This is a genomic window from Lactobacillus sp. HBUAS51381, assembly GCF_012641095.1.
Classification (GTDB): domain Bacteria; phylum Bacillota; class Bacilli; order Lactobacillales; family Lactobacillaceae; genus Levilactobacillus.
The window spans coordinates 50,801-67,021 of sequence record NZ_JAAVSC010000008.1 but is presented as its reverse complement, the minus strand read 5'-3'; the positions used below and the strand labels follow the sequence as shown (position 1 = coordinate 67,021).

Below are 16,221 nucleotides of genomic sequence, written 5' to 3'. Positions count from 1 at the left end.
CCCAGGTCGATGCGACCTGAGCTTTCGTCTGCGATGTCATTTAAATTTTTAGGATTACTTGATCTTGTCGACCGCGTGGCCACCAAAACCATTCCGTAGAGCAGAAACAACTTTACCCGTAAAGGTATCGTTTTCCATTGAACGGTAACGCATCATCAGTGCAAGACTGATAACTGGAACTGGAACTTCTTGGTTGAGGGCTTCTTGTAACGTCCACTTACCTTCACCAGAGCTGTGCATCGTTCCCCGAATTTCTTCAAGGTTGGCATCCTTGGAAAAGGCTTCTTGAGCCAATTCCATCAGCCATGAACGAACCACAGAACCGGAGTTCCACAGACGGGCAACGGCTTCGTTATCGTAGTTGAAGTCACTGTGTTCCAGGACATCAAATCCTTCACCGATAGCTTCCATCATCCCGTATTCAATACCATTGTGCACCATCTTCAAGTAATGACCTGACCCAGCAGCGCCGGTGTACAGGTAACCATTTTCTTGAGCAATGCCTTCGAAGACTGGCTTCAACGTTTCAAAGGCTTCCGCACTGGTCCCACCAATCATGAAGTTCCCATCATGCCGGGCACCAGATTGGCCACCAGACGTCCCACAGTCGAAGAAGTTGACGCCCTTGGCTTCGGCCTTCTTGGCATCCGCAACGGAGTTCTGCCAGAAAGAATTCCCACCATCAACGATGTAATCGCCGGCACTTAATACCTCAGTCAACGTGGCAACAGTTGATTCAGTTGGCTTGCCAGCTGGCAGCATCAACCAAACAATCTTAGGTGAAGGCAACTTGCTAAGCAAATCGTCCAGTGACGTAGCAGGTTCTGCGCCGAATCCGGCAACTTCTTTAACAAAATCCTTGTTCAAATCAAATCCAACAACTTCGTGACCGTTGTCCATCATATTTTGAGCTAAGTTGCTACCCATCTTACCTAATCCAACTAATCCAATCTTCATGGTATAAGTTCCTCTCTGCTTGAAAAAAGTAATATATCAGTTAACGACTCTTATTATATGAAAAAGTTTTACAAATTTCAAGCAGTTTTTGAAAATAAATCATCAAAACTAACGATTTACTCCTTTGGTGCGCGTTTTCGTTGATATTCGGCGATACTGTCGTACTCAGTTTGCAACTTCCGGCCAAGACGAATGTAGATTGGCATGATTTCCCGGTAGTTTTCAAACGTTTCTGGGTTTGGCTTGTAGGTGTTCATCTTTCCGATAAACTTCTTGACGACGGATAAGTCATCGGCCAAGCCAAGACTGATCTGGGCAATCACCATGGCCCCCAGGCACCCACTTTCGAAGGCTTCTGGAATCGTGACGGGTTCTTCAAAGATATCCGCCAACATTTGCCGCCATAGTGGTGAACGGGCAAAGCCCCCGGCTGCTAAGATGGCCGTTGGTTCCATGGCTTCCTTCAAAGCCAATTCAACGGTGTAGAGGTTGTAAACAATCCCTTCCAGAGCGGCCCGAACCATGTGAGAACGGTTGTGTTGCCGGGTCAACCCAAAGTAAGAGGCCCGAGCGTTACCGTCCCAGATTGGGGCCCGTTCGCCACCTAAGAATGGGTGGAAGATCAGGCCATCGGAACCGGCTGGCACCTTGCTAGCGATTTCGGTTAACAGATCGTATGGATCCTTGCCTTCCTTCTTGGCTTGTTCCTTTTCGGGCGCAAAGAGGTTGTCTCGAACCCAACGGAAGACGATCCCCCCGTTGTTAACTGGCCCACCGATGATCCACTTGCCCTGCATCACAGGGTAGCAGTAAATCCGGCCTTTAGGGTCAATTTGCGGCTTGTCAACGAAGGTCCGCACCGCACCGGACGTTCCGATGGTGACGGCCACTTCACCCTTGTTGATGGCGCCTAAACCGATTTCAGAGAGGGCCCCATCGGTCCCACCCATGATGAATGGCGTGTCTTCAGAAAAGCCAATCTTCTTGGCAATTTCTGGGTGCAGGCCCTTCATCTGGTAGGTCGTATCCACGAGTTCTGGCAGTTGATCGCGGGTAATCCCGGTCAGCTTCATGGATTCTTCGTCCCAGTCCATCGTATGGATGTTGAACAGACCGGTGGTTGAGGCCATGTTGGTCTCTTCCTTGAGTTGACCAAAGTACCGGTACAACAGGTATTCCTTCAGACCAACCCAGTACTGGGTCTTCTGGTAAATATCTGGATGTTGTTCCTTAATCCACAGCAACTTGTAGACCACACCCATCGGATGGGTTGGTAGACCGGTCCGCTTGTAGAGTTCCAGACCACTGCCGTCCTTAGCCATCCGCGAAGCGACCTTCTCGGAACGGTTGTCGGCCCACGTAATGGCCCGTGTGGTTGGCTTGTAGTCCTTGTCCATCCCCACTAAACTGTGTTGTTGTGTTGACCAGGAAACCCCTAAGATCTTACCTTCCTTAGGATCGGCCTTAGCCGTGACTTCCTTCAAGGCTTCAACGGAGGCGTCAAAGATCACGTCTGGATCTTCTTCGGCCATGTCCGGGTTGTCTTGAATCAGGGGGTATAACTTGTTGGCGTAACCAAAGATTTCCCCATCAGTGTTGTACAGTACGGCCTTGGTACTCGTGGTACCAACGTCAATTCCGATTAAATAATCCATATTTTTCAACTTCCTTTTATTTTGGCGATTTTTGTTTTTCACATCTACTAGCAACTGAGCGTAGCCGAAAATCCGCGCATAGTGTATCGCGTTAGGCTATAAACGGGGCCACGTGCCCCCAATTAGCAGCACATGGTCCCGTTCGGCCTGTTCACTAGGCTAAAGTACTTGTTAATTCACGAACCAACGGCTTGTTGGCAACAATATTCTTCACATCGCTGACACACTTTTCACCCATGCCATGCAAGCATTCGTAGGTGTAAGCAGAGGTATGTGGCGTCAATAAGACGCGGTCGTTTTGCAGTAATGGTGAGGTTGCCCGTACTGGTTCAACTTCCACAGCATCGGCAGCGTAACCCGCAACTTGGCCAGACTTGATCCCGTCTAAGAGGGCCGTTTCGTCGATAAGGGCACCACGTGCGTTGTTGCACAGGTAAACACCCTTCTTCATCTTAGCAATCTTCTTAGCATCGATTAAGTGGTAGTTCCCATCGTTTAAGGACGCGTTCAATGAGATGTAGTCTGCCTTTTCCAACAACGTATCCAAGTCAACGCGTTGGACGTTGTGACTCTTCAACCAGCCAGCTGGGGCCTTAGGATCTGGGTCGTTAACCAGGATTGGGCCACCAAAGACACTGAACAATTCAGCAACTCGGCTACCAATGTTCCCACAGCCGATAACCCCAAAGGTCTTACCAGATAATTCATTACCCATGAATTCGGCACGATCTTCGTAACGGTCATCACGTTCGCGTTCTGCGGATTGAACCGTCCGACGAACCAAGGTCATCAAGTTAGCCAATTCGTTTTCAGCAACGGAGTCCCGTTCAACCAATTGTGGCACGATGGCAACCTTCGTCCCATGTTCCTTGGCAGCTTTGATATCAACGTTGTTGAAGCCGATACCGTGACGAGAAATCAGTAAGGTTTCGTCCTTGTTGTCAAAGAATTCTTTGTTAAACATTGGGGTAACCGAAGCAATGATAATGTTGTAGCCGTTTAATTCCTTAGCTAATGACTTACCATCGATGTCCGTTGGCAGCATGAACCGCTTAACTTCACCAATTTCTTCGATTTGCTTCCAGTGTTCCTTGAAGACTTGTCCAAAACTACTTGAGTTAACCACCGCAATTTTATATTGTGCCATTTTCCAAAAACCTCCAAAATAATTAAATTCAAATTCAATCTTACACCTGTGGCTTCCCAAATATGCGTATAATGTTGATAGACATCTTGAGGAGGCTACTTGTTTATGAAAACTATTACCATTGATTTCGTCCGTCACGGGCAAACCATCTTCAACACCATGGATAAACTCCAGGGCTGGGCGGATTCACCCCTGACGGCGGACGGGATCGCAACGGCCGACCAAGTCGGCCAGTTGCTCAAGGATACCCACTATCAAAGCTACCATGCATCCGATCTCAAACGGGCTATCGACACGGCCAAACACATCATTCGACCGAACCGTTTCCTGCAGGCTGAACCCGAACAACACGAAGATTTTCGTGAAGTCTTCTTCGGTTCCTATGAAGGTCTGGACTTTCACCAGGCCTGGATTGAAGTCGGCGAGCAACAACAGCTGGGCTGTCGTACGCAGGCCGAAATCATTCAGAAATACTCGTTTGATGCCGCCCGCGACGCGATGCACGCCGCAGACCCGCGGCATCTCTCAGAGGACGGCGTAACCTTCAGTAACCGGGTCGATCGCGGCATTCAGGAATTACTTACTGAAGCCCACGATGGCGATCGGTTACTGGTGGTCACCCACGGCACTTTGATTCGCTCACTGGTTCTGCGATACGGTTCGGAATTCGATGCGCTCACCAATTATCCGGCCAACGGCGGCATTACCACCCTGGTGGCCCAAGCCACTGACGACACACACTTTACCGGCAAGGTCACGGCCTACAATCGGTTAAGCTAGTCTTTGACGTGAATATCGTAAGCCATCGTTTCCGTTTGGCCGGCAGCCACATGGTGGTTCCCTTCTTTGCTCTTCAGCTCACGCAGATCGCCGGAAACGTCTGGCAAACCATTGAATGGTTCGATGCAGAGGAATGGGGCGTTGGCGCCTTCCTTGGTCCATAAGGTCACGTAGTCGAAGTCCTTCACATCTAAAGTGATGGACTTGCCGCTAACTTTAGAACGCAACGTCACGTGTTCCAAGCCCGGTGCATTCAGAATCATTAACCCATCATCAAACATCGGATAGTTCAAATCAATCACGCCAGCTTCATTCTTGACGGGCAAGCTCTTGCCGCTCCGGAATGGATTTGGCGTTTTTACGATCTCGAAGTGGGTTAAGTCTTGTGGTGCCGGCGTTAAGGCCACTTGGTAATCCGTAAACTGTTCGCCATCTGAGAATGGGACGTTGAATGCGGGATGAGATCCCAAGGAGAAGGAAAGATCCTGCGCATCGTGATTCTGGACATCAAACTTCAAGTTCAAGCCATCAGCCGTCAAGCTGAAGGTAACTTGCAGTTCGAAGTCAAAAGGATACATTTTTTTCGTTTCGTCAGTTGCCCGCGCCGACAGGGTTACGGCCGAGTCGGTTTGCTGAGCAACGGCGAATGTCAAGCCACTAACAAATCCATGTTGGGGCATCTCGAATTTTTGACCATCAATCAAGTAGCTATCTTCATTCGAACGGCCAATCGCCGGAAAGAGTACCGGTGCATGCTTTGGCCAAAGATCGTTGTTCCAAATTAAATCACGGCCTGTCGTTTGATCCACAAAATGGGTTAACTCTGCGCCAACTTCATTAATCGCAACCCGAAAGCGACTGTTTTGAATGGTGATCATAAATTTCTCACTCCTCATAAATTCTGCGTGACGATCGACAATTTATTTGTTATTTTGCGTGCTTAGCTAAGGCGTCTTCAATCGTCTTCACGATCGCACCCTTGCCAGCAATCATTTGACTGAAGTAGTTTTCAACCTTTTCACCCAAACCAACGGCGTAAAGATCTTGGCCGAAGATGGACGTGTTGGTCAAAATGTCCTTCAAGTGGGCGTGAACATCAGTTGGTTCGCCTAACTTGATGTCACCGACGTACTTCTTCAAGTCATCCATCATTGGATCTGGACTTGGTTCGAAGGCTTCACCCTCATCGTTAACGGCCATCAGGTAACGGAACCAGCCGGCAATCGTCAATGGAATGAATTCCAAGGTCGATGGGTCGAAACCGTCACGGTCAACGTATTGCTTGATGGTTACCCCGTAACGCACTGGAATCTTCTGTGAGGTATCCGTTGCAATCCGTTGTGGCGTATCTGGAATGTAAGGGTTAGGCAACCGCTTCGTAACCAATTGGTCGATGAATTCCTTAGGGTTAATAACCTTAGGATCCGTAACAACTGGCAAGCCTTCAACGTAACCAATTTGCTTGATCACACCAACCAGGTCTTTGTTTTGTAATTCGTCAGAGATGGACTTGAATTGCAGAACACTCCCAAAGATCGCTAAGGACGTGTGCAGTGGGTTCAAGCAGGTCGTAACCTTCATTTCATCCGCTTCACCAACGGTCTTACGATCGGTCATAATGACCCCGGCATCTTCAAACTTTGGCCGGCCATTCGGGAAGTTATCTTCAACAACCAAGTAGTGAACTTCTTCGGTGTTGGTGAATGGCGCAATGTTGGTGTGCTTTGGCGTGTGAATAATCTCATAATCATCGAAGCCAGCATCCTTCAACTTCGCACTAACAGCTTCGGATGGGTTTGGCGTAATCCGGTCGATCATGGACAGTGGGAAGCTGATCTTCTTGCTATCTTGTAAGTAGTCTAAGAAGTCTTGACCCACAAAGCCATTTTCTTTCCAGCCCTTGGCAATCGTCAAGACACTGTCCTTTAGCTTGTCCCCGTTGTTGGAGAAGTTATCGGTACTCATCAGCGTTAATGGCGTTGCGCCGTTTTGGAAACGACCCAGTAATAAGGAAACCAAACCAGCCATGTTCCCCTTAGGGGCTTCAGGACCAGCAGCCAAGTCAGCCTTGGTAATGTCATTCAAGTCACCGGCAACCGTCTTCAAGTTGTAGCCCTTTTCAGTGATCGAGAAGGAAACCACTTGTAATGAAGGGGCCTTGAAGATTTCTTGCATCCGTTTCCAATCAGCTTCACGAGCTGGGGTAGCGAAGAGTGCTTCCGTAACTGAGGCAAATAATTCTTTGTCAAAGTTCCCGTCAGCTTGCGTCACAACCCGCAAGATCCGATCGTTGAATGGCTTATAGACACCCTCAACAACGCCGTCGTCGTAAGTATCGGCAACGATCACGCCAGAATCCAATTCGCCTTTTTCAATTAAAGTGTTCGCAATGGCTGCGTGGAAGGCACGGAATAAGTTCCCCCCACCAAAGTGAACCCAACGTGGGTGTTCGTTCGTTGCTGTCCGCAACTTGTCTTGATCGTAAGTAGGAACCGTAATCCCGGCTGCCGCAAAAGCCGCCTTATTATTTAAGTAATCATCCGTTAGTTTAACCATCTGAAACCGCCCTTTCGTATTGTCAAAGTATCGAACTGTTCAATTCAACTCATGGTCGAACAATCAGCACCGCCCAACTAATATACTAGTATGACAGTGTAACCGATTTCATAATACAATATTATCAGAAAATGTCAACCTTTTTGGATTCAGCCAAATGGGTCTCAATGGTGAAGCACCAACACCTACAGGCGAATTTTAAAGTTTACGACTTTCTGAAAAGTTTTTCGCAATCATGACTATCTAGTACATTAGTTATGCACGCCCGTTAAGTTAGCGCTACCATCTCGATGAACATTGAAATGTTAACGTGAACATTGCGTACAGTCATAGTATATCACTTGCTATGAAATCTTTAAATCCCTAACTTTGACTTCCCGGCAAATAAAAACGCGAAAGCCTATGCCTTCGCGTTCCATTCCGCTTTATATTCCGCTAAAAAGTCCAACATGACCTGCTGGCGGTGTTCGGCCAGGTCCTTGGCCGCCGTCGTATTCATCAAATCCTTCAAGGTCAATAATTTCTCGTAAAAGTGATTAATGATGGTCTCGTTATTTAAATTACGGTACTCCGCGTGCGTCATGGCCGTCCGTGGCTGAACGGCGGGATCGTAAATTTTTTCCCCGAAGTGGCCCCCAAAGTAAATAGCCCGTGAAATTCCAATGGCCCCAATCGCGTCGAGGCGATCGGCATCCTGCACAATCTTGCCTTCCAGCGGTAACGGTTTAGCCGTCCCATCTAGGGTTTTGTGGTAGGACATGTTATCCATGATTAAGAAGATCGTTTCAATCTGTGAGGTGGTAAAGCCCTGCTGCGCCAAGAAATATCGAACTTCCTGACTCGCTTGAGCGGTATCTGCCACGAGCTTCTCGTCAATCACATCGTGCAGGTAGGCCGCCGTCACCGTTAATACGCGGTCGGCCTCTGGATACTGCTTGACCAACCGGTCGGCTAGCCCGACGACGCGTTGAATGTGGTCGAACCCATGCCCCGTCTCGTCATCTCCCATTTTGGCTTGTGAAAATTGTCTAACTGCGGCTAAAACGTCTGCTTCTGTCATATTAGTTTGCCTGCTCCTTCGTTGAACTTTCGTCAGTTTGCGGCGGATTGCCAATGAACCCATAGAAAAAGAGGTGCATCAACTGATCCGCATAATGCTTATACGTCTTCGCATCCCCAATCATGGGATGACTCGCCGGTGAACTGAAATACTGCACGTACATGTCCAAATACATCATCAAGGCCTCATCCGAAAGCATGGGACTAATCATCCCCGCAGCGCGGCCCCGGGCAATCACGCTGTCCCAAAATTTCTCTTTACCGGCTTGATAAAGCTGCTGGGCCTCATCATTGCCGAGAGCCCCGCGCATATCGTCAGTCACAAATTGATAAAAATCATCGCTCATGTCCCCGGCATACCCCGTCTTCGTGGTAATCATCAGTTGAATCAACTCACGAAATGACCGGCTGTGATCGTCGACCATTTTCTGATAAGCGGCATAGCCATCGTCAATCATTGTCAAGACGACCTGATGCCCCAGCACCACCTTGCTATCAAAATATTTATACAACGTCACCTGAGAAACCGCCGCTTCGGCCGCCACGTCCCTAATATGGGTAACCTTGTACCCATCTCGCATAAAAAGTTTGGTCGCCGCATGCAGGATGTTTTGGCGTTGTCGTTGCCGTCGTTCTTGATTCGTCGCCATCCTTTTGTCACCACCTTCACCTCAAAACTTCTGACATTTATTCTATCATAACTCATTTAGGAAACGTTTTTAATTTTAGTGAACTATTTTTAAAAAATAGTTCACTTTTCTATTGACTTCCACTGGGTAGGGGCTTACGATGATAGCGAATTTAGATAACTGTGAGGAGGGATTTTCCATGACCACTAATCCTGTTTTACAAATTAACCATCTTCAAAAAAAGTTCGGTCACTTTCAGGCTTTGAAGGACATTACCTTTTCCGTCAATGCCGGTGAAGTGTTTGGCTTTATCGGTCCCAACGGCGCCGGTAAATCAACGACGATTCGGGTCCTCTTGGGGTTGATTCGTGCCACCGATGGTGACGCGACCATCTTCGGTCAAGACGTTTGGCACGACAGCGTTGCGATTCACCAACGTTTAGCTTACGTTCCCGGCGATGTTTACCTCTGGCCCAACCTGACCGGTGGTGAAATTATCGACCTGCTGCTCAAAATGAATGGTTCTCAGCATTCGCAACGGACAGATGATTTGATTAAACAATTCGGTCTCGATCCCACAAAGAAAGCGCGCACCTATTCGAAAGGTAATCGGCAAAAGGTCGCGTTGATCGCTGCTTTTTCCCAGGACGCCGATTTCTATATCTTCGACGAACCCACCTCTGGACTCGATCCCCTGAATGAACGCCAATTTCAATTAGCCGTTCTGGCGCTTAAACAGCAGGGCAAGGCCGTTCTCCTCTCCAGTCACATTCTGTCCGAGGTTGAGCGTATGTGTGACCGAATCGCCATTATCCGCGAGGGCAGTATCATTGAAACGGGGAGCCTTGAAGAGATGCGCCACCTCACGCGAACCGTCATTAACGTGACGCTCAAGACGCCACTCGATGTCACCCAACTCACTGGCGTTCATAACGCCGAGCCGGGACAGCACGCCAACGAATGGCAGTTTTCCGTTGAGGCCAAGTCCTTACCCGCCGTCATGACGGCCCTCACCGAGCATCACATCATGGCCTTGCAAAGCACACCGCCAACTTTGGAAGATCTCTTCATGCACTATTACACGACGGAAAAGGAGTGAGCGCTATGACATCACGTTTTGCCCGCACTGGTCGCTTGACCGGGCTTGCACTGCGCCGCGACCGCTTTCGCATTCTGATCTGGGTTCTCATTCTCGCCGGCTTGATGGTCGGTGTGGCCTTCAAATTCACCGATATTTTCGGCACGCAACACGAGATTGCCGCCATCAAGGAGACGTTAAAGAGCCCCGCCATGGTCGCCCTCTTAGGCGCCTTCAAGTTCACGAACAATCCGTCGACGGCTCAAATCTTTTCTACCGAAATGGTGGTCTTCATGGCGATCACCCAAATTGTCATGAACCTTATGCTTGGTATTCACGCCACCCGTGGTGAAGAAGATCAAGGCATCACCGAACTGGTGCGTTCGCGGGCGGTGGGCCAACTGGCTCCCCTGAGCGCAGCGGCCCTGGAATTAGTCATCGTTAACGCTCTCATTGCCATCTTATATGGTGTCGGGCTGAGTTTCTCCAACATGCAGGGCATGACTGCTGACGGTAACTGGGCGGTGGCCATCGGCTTGGCCGCAGTCAGTCTGGTCTTTGGCTTTCTCGGCTTGCTGACGGCACAGCTGGCCGACCATTCCGCGAGTGCCACGGGCCTCGCCTACATGCTCTTTGGCCTAACCTATATCGTGCGCATGATGACCGATGTTCAAAATCCAGATTACACGTGGTGGTCACCCTTGGGCTGGGTAGAGAAGATCTCACCCTACCATCACCCGAATTGGTTGCCCATCCTTCTCTCGCTAGTAACGGCACTGATACTCTTTATTCTAGCCGCAACCATTAATTGGCACCGCGACCTAAATGCCGGCGCAATTGCGACGCGGCCCGGTCGACGAACGGCTTCACGCTTTCTCCGTGGTCCCGCCTCACTTCTCTGGCGCCGCGAACACAACGTGATCATCGGTTGGATCATCGGCCTGGCGATCCTCGCCATGACCTATGGGAGCATCTACAATAGTGTTGGTGATATGCTCAAGACCAATCCAACGATGCAACAGGTCTTTGGCGCAAACGTCATTCATGAGGCCAACCACGCGATGCTCGTCAGTTTTACCTCTACCTTAGTCATTCTCATGGCTGCGATGGCCGCGATTCCCGGCATCCAGTTGGTCTATAAACTCTACAGCGATGAAACCAATGGCTGGTTGGAATCCCTGTACGCCCGGCCACTTTCCCGCACGCGGCTGTTCTTCAGCTATGTCTGCACGGGGATCCTCACCAGCCTCGTGGCATACGGTGTTGCCATTAGTAGCCTCATCTTCGTGGGAAATGCCACGTTAAGTCACCCTAAAGACGGCCTCACGATCTTCGAATTCTGGCAATCAATTTGGGGGCAACTGCCCGCCATCCTAGTCTTCATCGGCATTGCGACGGCCATTATTGGGTGGTGGCCACGGATCAGAAGCCTCAACTGGCTATACTTGGGCATCGGTTTTATCTCGATCTACATGGGCGGCATGTTGAAGTTGCCGAAATGGGCCCAACATGTGTCCCCACTAGGTTGGATGAATAAGGTGCCGAGTCACGACGTCCAGTGGACCAACTTCGGCTGGCTCATCGCGTTAAGCGTTGGACTCATCCTCCTCGGGTGGTGGGGTTACCGCCGCCGCGACCTGCACATGAGCTAACATCATCTACTTTAAACATTACCGATACGGCACCCGCCACTGGGTACCGTATTTTTTTCGTAGACTAAGCATACGGGATTTTTCAATTTGGGTCAAGGGTTAACTATTTATAACGTTATTTATATTTAAATTAATCGCCTCATCATCACGGACAATCATTAGCTGACCGACGAAAAAGAGTCTGGCACAAGACGCCCAGACTCTTGGTGTTGCCGACTATAGATTGAATCGTGGGCCGGCAAACAGTCGATTCCGTTTAAAATTAATTACTGTCTATCGTAGCGTCTACGTCGTCAACCGCGCCACGTCACGCACAATCATCAATTCTTCATTGGTGGGTACCACGAGCACCTTAACCCGGCTATCATCCGGACTAATGACCCGTTCTTGGCCGCGGAAATCATTCTTGGTGGGATCAATCGTGATCCCCAAGTAGGCCAATTTATCCGCAATGGCTTGGCGCATGTCAATGCCATTTTCACCCGATCCCGCGGTAAAGACTACCGCGTCCACGCCGCCCAGTTCGGCAACGTAGCTCCCCACATACCGCACCACGCGATTGACGAACATCTCCAAGGCCAGCTTGGACTTCGGCCGGTCCGCCTGCGTCTGTTCCAAATCACGTTGGTCCGGGGAGAGTTCGGAAATCCCGAGCAATCCGGATTCGTGGTTAAGCACCGTAATCATCTCCGGCATCGTTTTATGTAACTTTTCCGCCAGAAAGGCCACCAGCGAGGCATCAATATCGCCCGAACGCGTCCCCATCATGACCCCCGCCAGTGGCGTAAAGCCCATCGACGTATCCAAGGCTTGCCCCCGGTCAAACGCCGTGATCGAAGCGCCTGAGCCCAGATGTAACGTGATTAGCTTAAGTTCGTTGAGCGGCCGGTCCAAAATCTCTGCGGTCCGCGTCGCAACGTAGCGATGGCTCGTCCCATGCGCCCCGTACTTACGCGCGCCAAAGTCTTCATAATACCGGTACGGAATGCTATACATGTAGTTCACCGCCGGCATCTGCGTGTACAGCGACGTGTCAAAAACGGCGACCTGTTGTGCCCGGGGCAATAACTGCGTGAACACCTCAATGTAGTAGGCCTGAACCGGATTGTGTAACGGCGCATAGTCTTTGAGGGCCTTGATCTGGGCCAATACGGTTGGCGTGATGACGGCAGAATCCTTAAACACTTCGCCGCCCGCAACGATCCGGTGACCTACGCCCGTAATCTCACTAAGATGGTGTAAAATGCCATACGACTTTAGCCGCGTCAACACCATTGCCGCTGCGAGTTTGTTCGTGATATTATCCTGCGTCTCTGAAATTTTTTCACCGTTGGCCAGCTTAACCTTAAAAATCGATCCCGGTAAATTCAGGCGATCGACCAATCCCGAGGCAATCACCCGCTCCTCAGGCATGGCGAATAGCTGCCATTTCAGCGTGGAACTTCCTGCGTTGATTGCTAACACTTTTGTCATAATCCATCCTCCCACTCAGTCGTTAAGTCACAGTTTATCGAAGAATGGAACCGTTTACAATTAAAACATCGCACAACTTTCCCCGCCTGTTTAGCCATTCCGTGCAAGACCGGCTGTCGCGTTGGGCTTCATACTGTCCGCCTTGCCGTTCGCCAAATTTGGTCTGGAACGCGGTGGGCAGGACGGGAAAAGCCAAACCCCTGTCTTTTCCCTCGCTTTGAGCCGAAAAGTTCGCGTCTCAAAGTCGCCAGTTTTCAAGTAAAAGCGCTTGAAAACTCCCACGGCTGAGACCAAATTTGACTCACTCTCGGCTACATAGAATGTAAGAAAATGCGTGATAACATTGCCATTCCAGCAATATTATCACGCATTTAGAGGGTCATAACCTGTGTAACTGAACGTGACCGCCGGATGTTCCGCTTCTAAGGCCACAAATGGGTCTCCACAGCGCCGGGATCTCTAGCAGGCTCAAATGACCAGCGATGCCTAATGTAATCGCACCAAATCCTATCAGCCGGAAACTAATCAGCATTCCGGACCTTCACCGCCTGATTCTTCTAAAAAAAGGATGTGACATCAGCCACATCCTTTTACCACTACCGCAGATATCGAAAACCATCTTCGACCATCCGCGTAGCCGTCTTTATTTAAACGTTAAAACCAGCCATAAGCCAACCAATGACTCTTAGCCCGTACCCAACTGCCGTAGCGGCTATGCGCATACCGATCAGCTGTCTTTTCTTGATTGGCTTTACTGTAGTCCCCCTTCAAGTATGAGCGGGTCAACTGATATTTCCCATAGTACCGGCCGTTCTTCGCCCGGTAGTTTCCCCCGGATTCCTTATTGGCAATCCAAGCTTTGGCCTTCTTCTCCGTCTTAGACAGCGTGCAAACATACTTCACGCTTGCTTCCGCCGTCGTGATACTGGCCACCGAACTGACGCTAGGCAGGATCATTGAAACGACCATTAACATAACCATGAACAGTGCTTTTAGTTTCAACGTGAGGCCCCCTAGCGAATTTGTTAAGAATAGCATAACGTTCTTAAGTTACAGGAAAGTTGTCCGAATGTTACGAAGCTGTGACAGCCAACCCCATTTTAGCTTGGGTGGGGTAAAAAACGCCCTTTTTCGCGGCTTCGTGGACGCAAAAACGACGGTCTACCCAACTTGGGGTTTACCGTCGTTTCTTCTCTTAGTTTATAAACTGATTTAATCCGAGGTTAATTCGGTTTAGTACCAGCCATTTGCTTGCCAGAAAGCCTTGGCAGCTGCCCATGACCCGTAACGAGAGGTCACATAGTTGTTGGCAACCTTTTCCTGGTTAGCGGCGGAGTAGTCCCCGTTCAAGTAAGACTTGCTCAGTTGATACTTCCCATAGTAGTTCCCGTTAGATGCGGAGTATGACCCACCGGATTCCTTGTTGGCAATCCAAGCCTTGGCTGAAGAGTCAGAGCTAGACGTTGTGGACGTACTCGTGGAAGCACTACTGGTTGTTCCAGTTGACGCTGCGGCGGTGTTGCTGGTCCCCGCATTAGCAGTGGTCGTTGACGTGCTTGGCGTCGTGGATTGAGTTGATTGCGTGGTCGTTGAAGTTGTGGTGCCAGTAGAACTTGGAACCACTAAGGATTCACCAACGTAAATCAAATTGACGTTCTTTAAACTGTTGGCCTTTTCGATTGAAGAAACGCTAGAACTGTATTGCTTAGCAATCTTTGCGACAGTGTCTCCCGACTTCACCGTTACCCGGACGTCGGCGTTAGCGGAAGTGGTGCCAGCAAATAACCCAGCACCCAACACTGCAGCAGTACCTAAAGTAGAAACTAAAACTTTTTTGATATTCATAAAAACGAATGTCCTCCTTTGACTTAAGTGAAGCGGTTTGTCTATCAATTACTTAACGAGACCTATCATAACCTGTGGACGTTACATCACCGTTGTCCCTGAGTTACACCCGCGTTAAGAAAAACCAGGTTAAATGACAAACTGTAACATGGTTAACGGTATCGCAACATTAAGCCGATTTTCGCGGGCTTCATTGCTGGGAAATGACGATTTTGACTAAATTTGCGCGCTAATTTGGCATATTTGCGGACAATTTCTCACAATAAATATCAGATTTTTCTAGTTTTTTCGACTTTTGGCCCGCACCACGGTCCGTGTTCCCCTGAATTAATTCACGCTCGACCATCTGACGAAGCGCTTCACGGCAATCTTTTAGTGACATTCTCTGCTTTTTCTCTTCTATAGGTATAGAAGGAAACCAATTTAACACGCAATCGGACGGCTAGCCTTGTATCCGTAGTCGCATTAAATCTTATCTTGGTGACCACCGTCTTCGCGCCAGGACCATTACTGGTAGTTTCTCTAAGAGGCCCAGCAAAAAAGCCCCCACGGACCTGCATCCGTGAGAGCTTACTTGATTTAAACGATTAATTTACTTTGGTTTTAGTACCAGCCGTTTGCTTGCCAGAATGATTGGGCAGCAGACCATGAACCGTAACGGGAAGTCACGTAGTTGTTGGCAACCTTTTCTTGGTTAGCGGCAGAGTAGTCCCCATTCAAGTAGGAAGCGCTCAATTGGTACTTACCGACATATTGGCCGTTCCGTGCTGAGTAAGAACCACCGGATTCCTTACCCGCGATCCAAGCCTTGGCGCTGGCTTCGGAGCCAGAAACACCAGTAGAAGCAGTCGTGTTGCTGCTCGTGGAAGCTTGGTTAGAGTATGACGTGGTTGCTTGACTAGTCGTGGATTGGCTAGCTTGGGCAGTCGTGTCGTTGCTGTAGTTTTGGCTAGCAACGTTAGCAGAAGTCGTGGACGTCGTCGTGCTGGTTGGCACGTTTAACGTTTGACCCACGTAGATCAAGCTACTGTTGGCAAGGCTGTTGGCCTTTTCAATGGCATTGACTGACGTGTTGTACGTGTTAGCTAATGACCAAACAGAATCCCCCTGCTTGACCGTAACCGTATCGGCGTTAGCCGTTTGCGTTGAAGCGAAGAGACCGGCACCGACAACGGCAACCGTCCCTAAAGTCGTAACTAAAGCTTTTTTGATATTCATAATAAATGAATGTCCTCCTTTGTTTGCTTAACGGGTATTAGAATAACTGATGGGTATTACATTCAAATTGATGTTAGATTACACGGAGGTTAAGAAAAATATTACATTATGACATTCCGTAATATTTGTAACACTCCAGTAACATAAAACGCTTTAATTAGCCATTTTTTGC

14 protein-coding genes are annotated in these 16,221 nt (G+C 49.2%); 3 read left to right on the top strand and 11 right to left on the bottom strand.

Going from position 1 to position 16,221, the window contains the following annotated elements:
• Positions 1–54: 54 nt before the first annotated feature.
• From gnd to HEQ50_RS04495, 3 genes are all read right to left on the bottom strand, one after another.
• Positions 55–957, bottom strand: a complete 903-nt coding sequence (gene gnd / locus HEQ50_RS04505) for a phosphogluconate dehydrogenase (NAD(+)-dependent, decarboxylating) (RefSeq protein ID WP_168899329.1) — start codon at positions 955–957, stop codon at positions 55–57.
• 116 nt (positions 958–1,073) lie between these two features.
• A complete protein-coding gene (gntK, locus tag HEQ50_RS04500) occupies positions 1,074–2,612 on the bottom strand; it encodes a gluconokinase (protein WP_168899328.1) in 1,539 nt (512 codons plus the stop codon).
• Between the two features lie 154 nt (positions 2,613–2,766).
• The gene (locus tag HEQ50_RS04495; RefSeq protein ID WP_168899327.1) at positions 2,767–3,759 is read right to left on the bottom strand and encodes a D-isomer specific 2-hydroxyacid dehydrogenase family protein; all 993 of its coding nucleotides are present in this window, start codon (positions 3,757–3,759) and stop codon (positions 2,767–2,769) included.
• A gap of 105 nt (positions 3,760–3,864) precedes the next feature.
• On the opposite strand from HEQ50_RS04495, the gene HEQ50_RS04490 reads away from it, so the two are divergent.
• Positions 3,865–4,539, top strand: a complete 675-nt coding sequence (locus HEQ50_RS04490) for a histidine phosphatase family protein (protein ID WP_168899326.1) — start codon at positions 3,865–3,867, stop codon at positions 4,537–4,539.
• Here HEQ50_RS04490 and HEQ50_RS04485 read toward each other — a convergent pair.
• From HEQ50_RS04485 to HEQ50_RS04470, 4 genes are all read right to left on the bottom strand, one after another.
• Positions 4,536–5,417, bottom strand: a complete 882-nt coding sequence (locus tag HEQ50_RS04485) for an aldose 1-epimerase family protein (protein WP_168899325.1) — start codon at positions 5,415–5,417, stop codon at positions 4,536–4,538. The genes HEQ50_RS04490 and HEQ50_RS04485 overlap by 4 nt on opposite strands.
• Positions 5,418–5,466: 49 nt before the next feature.
• Positions 5,467–7,095 carry a mannitol dehydrogenase family protein gene (locus HEQ50_RS04480; protein ID WP_168899324.1) on the bottom strand — a complete coding sequence of 543 codons (1,629 nt, stop codon included), beginning with the start codon at positions 7,093–7,095 and terminating at the stop codon, positions 5,467–5,469.
• Between the two features lie 400 nt (positions 7,096–7,495).
• Entirely contained in the window at positions 7,496–8,155 is a 660-nt protein-coding gene (locus tag HEQ50_RS04475) for an HD domain-containing protein (RefSeq protein WP_168899323.1), read from the bottom strand.
• 1 nt (position 8,156) lies between these two features.
• Complete coding sequence (locus HEQ50_RS04470; RefSeq protein ID WP_168899322.1) at positions 8,157–8,804, bottom strand: TetR/AcrR family transcriptional regulator; 648 nt, start codon at positions 8,802–8,804, stop codon at positions 8,157–8,159.
• A gap of 178 nt (positions 8,805–8,982) precedes the next feature.
• Here HEQ50_RS04470 and HEQ50_RS04465 point away from each other — a divergent pair, with 178 nt between their 5' ends.
• Both HEQ50_RS04465 and HEQ50_RS04460 read left to right on the top strand, forming a co-directional pair.
• Positions 8,983–9,882 (top strand): ABC transporter ATP-binding protein, encoded by a 900-nt coding sequence (locus HEQ50_RS04465; protein ID WP_168899321.1) that lies wholly within the window; start codon positions 8,983–8,985, stop codon positions 9,880–9,882.
• Positions 9,883–9,887: 5 nt separating this feature from the next.
• Positions 9,888–11,513, top strand: coding sequence for an ABC transporter permease (locus HEQ50_RS04460; RefSeq protein ID WP_168899320.1), 1,626 nt, complete (start codon positions 9,888–9,890; stop codon positions 11,511–11,513).
• Positions 11,514–11,798: 285 nt separating this feature from the next.
• Here HEQ50_RS04460 and HEQ50_RS04455 read toward each other — a convergent pair whose 3' ends face one another.
• The 4 genes from HEQ50_RS04455 to HEQ50_RS04440 all read right to left on the bottom strand — a co-directional run bounded on the left by HEQ50_RS04455 (position 11,799) and on the right by HEQ50_RS04440 (position 16,049).
• Positions 11,799–12,986 carry an acetate/propionate family kinase gene (locus tag HEQ50_RS04455; protein WP_168899319.1) on the bottom strand — a complete coding sequence of 396 codons (1,188 nt, stop codon included), beginning with the start codon at positions 12,984–12,986 and terminating at the stop codon, positions 11,799–11,801.
• 654 nt (positions 12,987–13,640) lie between these two features.
• Complete coding sequence (locus HEQ50_RS04450) at positions 13,641–13,988, bottom strand: aggregation promoting factor surface protein (protein WP_168899318.1); 348 nt, start codon at positions 13,986–13,988, stop codon at positions 13,641–13,643.
• A gap of 231 nt (positions 13,989–14,219) precedes the next feature.
• Positions 14,220–14,831, bottom strand: a complete 612-nt coding sequence (locus HEQ50_RS04445; RefSeq protein WP_168899317.1) for a LysM peptidoglycan-binding domain-containing protein — start codon at positions 14,829–14,831, stop codon at positions 14,220–14,222.
• A 603-nt stretch (positions 14,832–15,434) separates the two neighbouring features.
• The gene (locus tag HEQ50_RS04440; protein WP_168899316.1) at positions 15,435–16,049 is read right to left on the bottom strand and encodes a LysM domain-containing protein; all 615 of its coding nucleotides are present in this window, start codon (positions 16,047–16,049) and stop codon (positions 15,435–15,437) included.
• Positions 16,050–16,221: the final 172 nt, after the last annotated feature.

Coding starts and splice junctions, on each gene's coding strand:
- HEQ50_RS04490 (WP_168899326.1), top strand. CDS start 3,865: ATGAAAACTATTACCATTGATTTCGTCCGTCACGGGCAAACCATCTTC.
- HEQ50_RS04475 (WP_168899323.1), bottom strand. CDS start 8,155: ATGACAGAAGCAGACGTTTTAGCCGCAGTTAGACAATTTTCACAAGCC.
- HEQ50_RS04455 (WP_168899319.1), bottom strand. CDS start 12,986: ATGACAAAAGTGTTAGCAATCAACGCAGGAAGTTCCACGCTGAAATGG.
- HEQ50_RS04440 (WP_168899316.1), bottom strand. CDS start 16,049: ATGAATATCAAAAAAGCTTTAGTTACGACTTTAGGGACGGTTGCCGTT.
- HEQ50_RS04495 (WP_168899327.1), bottom strand. CDS start 3,759: ATGGCACAATATAAAATTGCGGTGGTTAACTCAAGTAGTTTTGGACAA.
- gnd (WP_168899329.1), bottom strand. CDS start 957: ATGAAGATTGGATTAGTTGGATTAGGTAAGATGGGTAGCAACTTAGCT.
- HEQ50_RS04470 (WP_168899322.1), bottom strand. CDS start 8,804: ATGGCGACGAATCAAGAACGACGGCAACGACAACGCCAAAACATCCTG.
- HEQ50_RS04485 (WP_168899325.1), bottom strand. CDS start 5,417: ATGATCACCATTCAAAACAGTCGCTTTCGGGTTGCGATTAATGAAGTT.
- gntK (WP_168899328.1), bottom strand. CDS start 2,612: ATGGATTATTTAATCGGAATTGACGTTGGTACCACGAGTACCAAGGCC.
- HEQ50_RS04445 (WP_168899317.1), bottom strand. CDS start 14,831: ATGAATATCAAAAAAGTTTTAGTTTCTACTTTAGGTACTGCTGCAGTG.
- HEQ50_RS04480 (WP_168899324.1), bottom strand. CDS start 7,095: ATGGTTAAACTAACGGATGATTACTTAAATAATAAGGCGGCTTTTGCG.
- HEQ50_RS04460 (WP_168899320.1), top strand. CDS start 9,888: ATGACATCACGTTTTGCCCGCACTGGTCGCTTGACCGGGCTTGCACTG.
- HEQ50_RS04465 (WP_168899321.1), top strand. CDS start 8,983: ATGACCACTAATCCTGTTTTACAAATTAACCATCTTCAAAAAAAGTTC.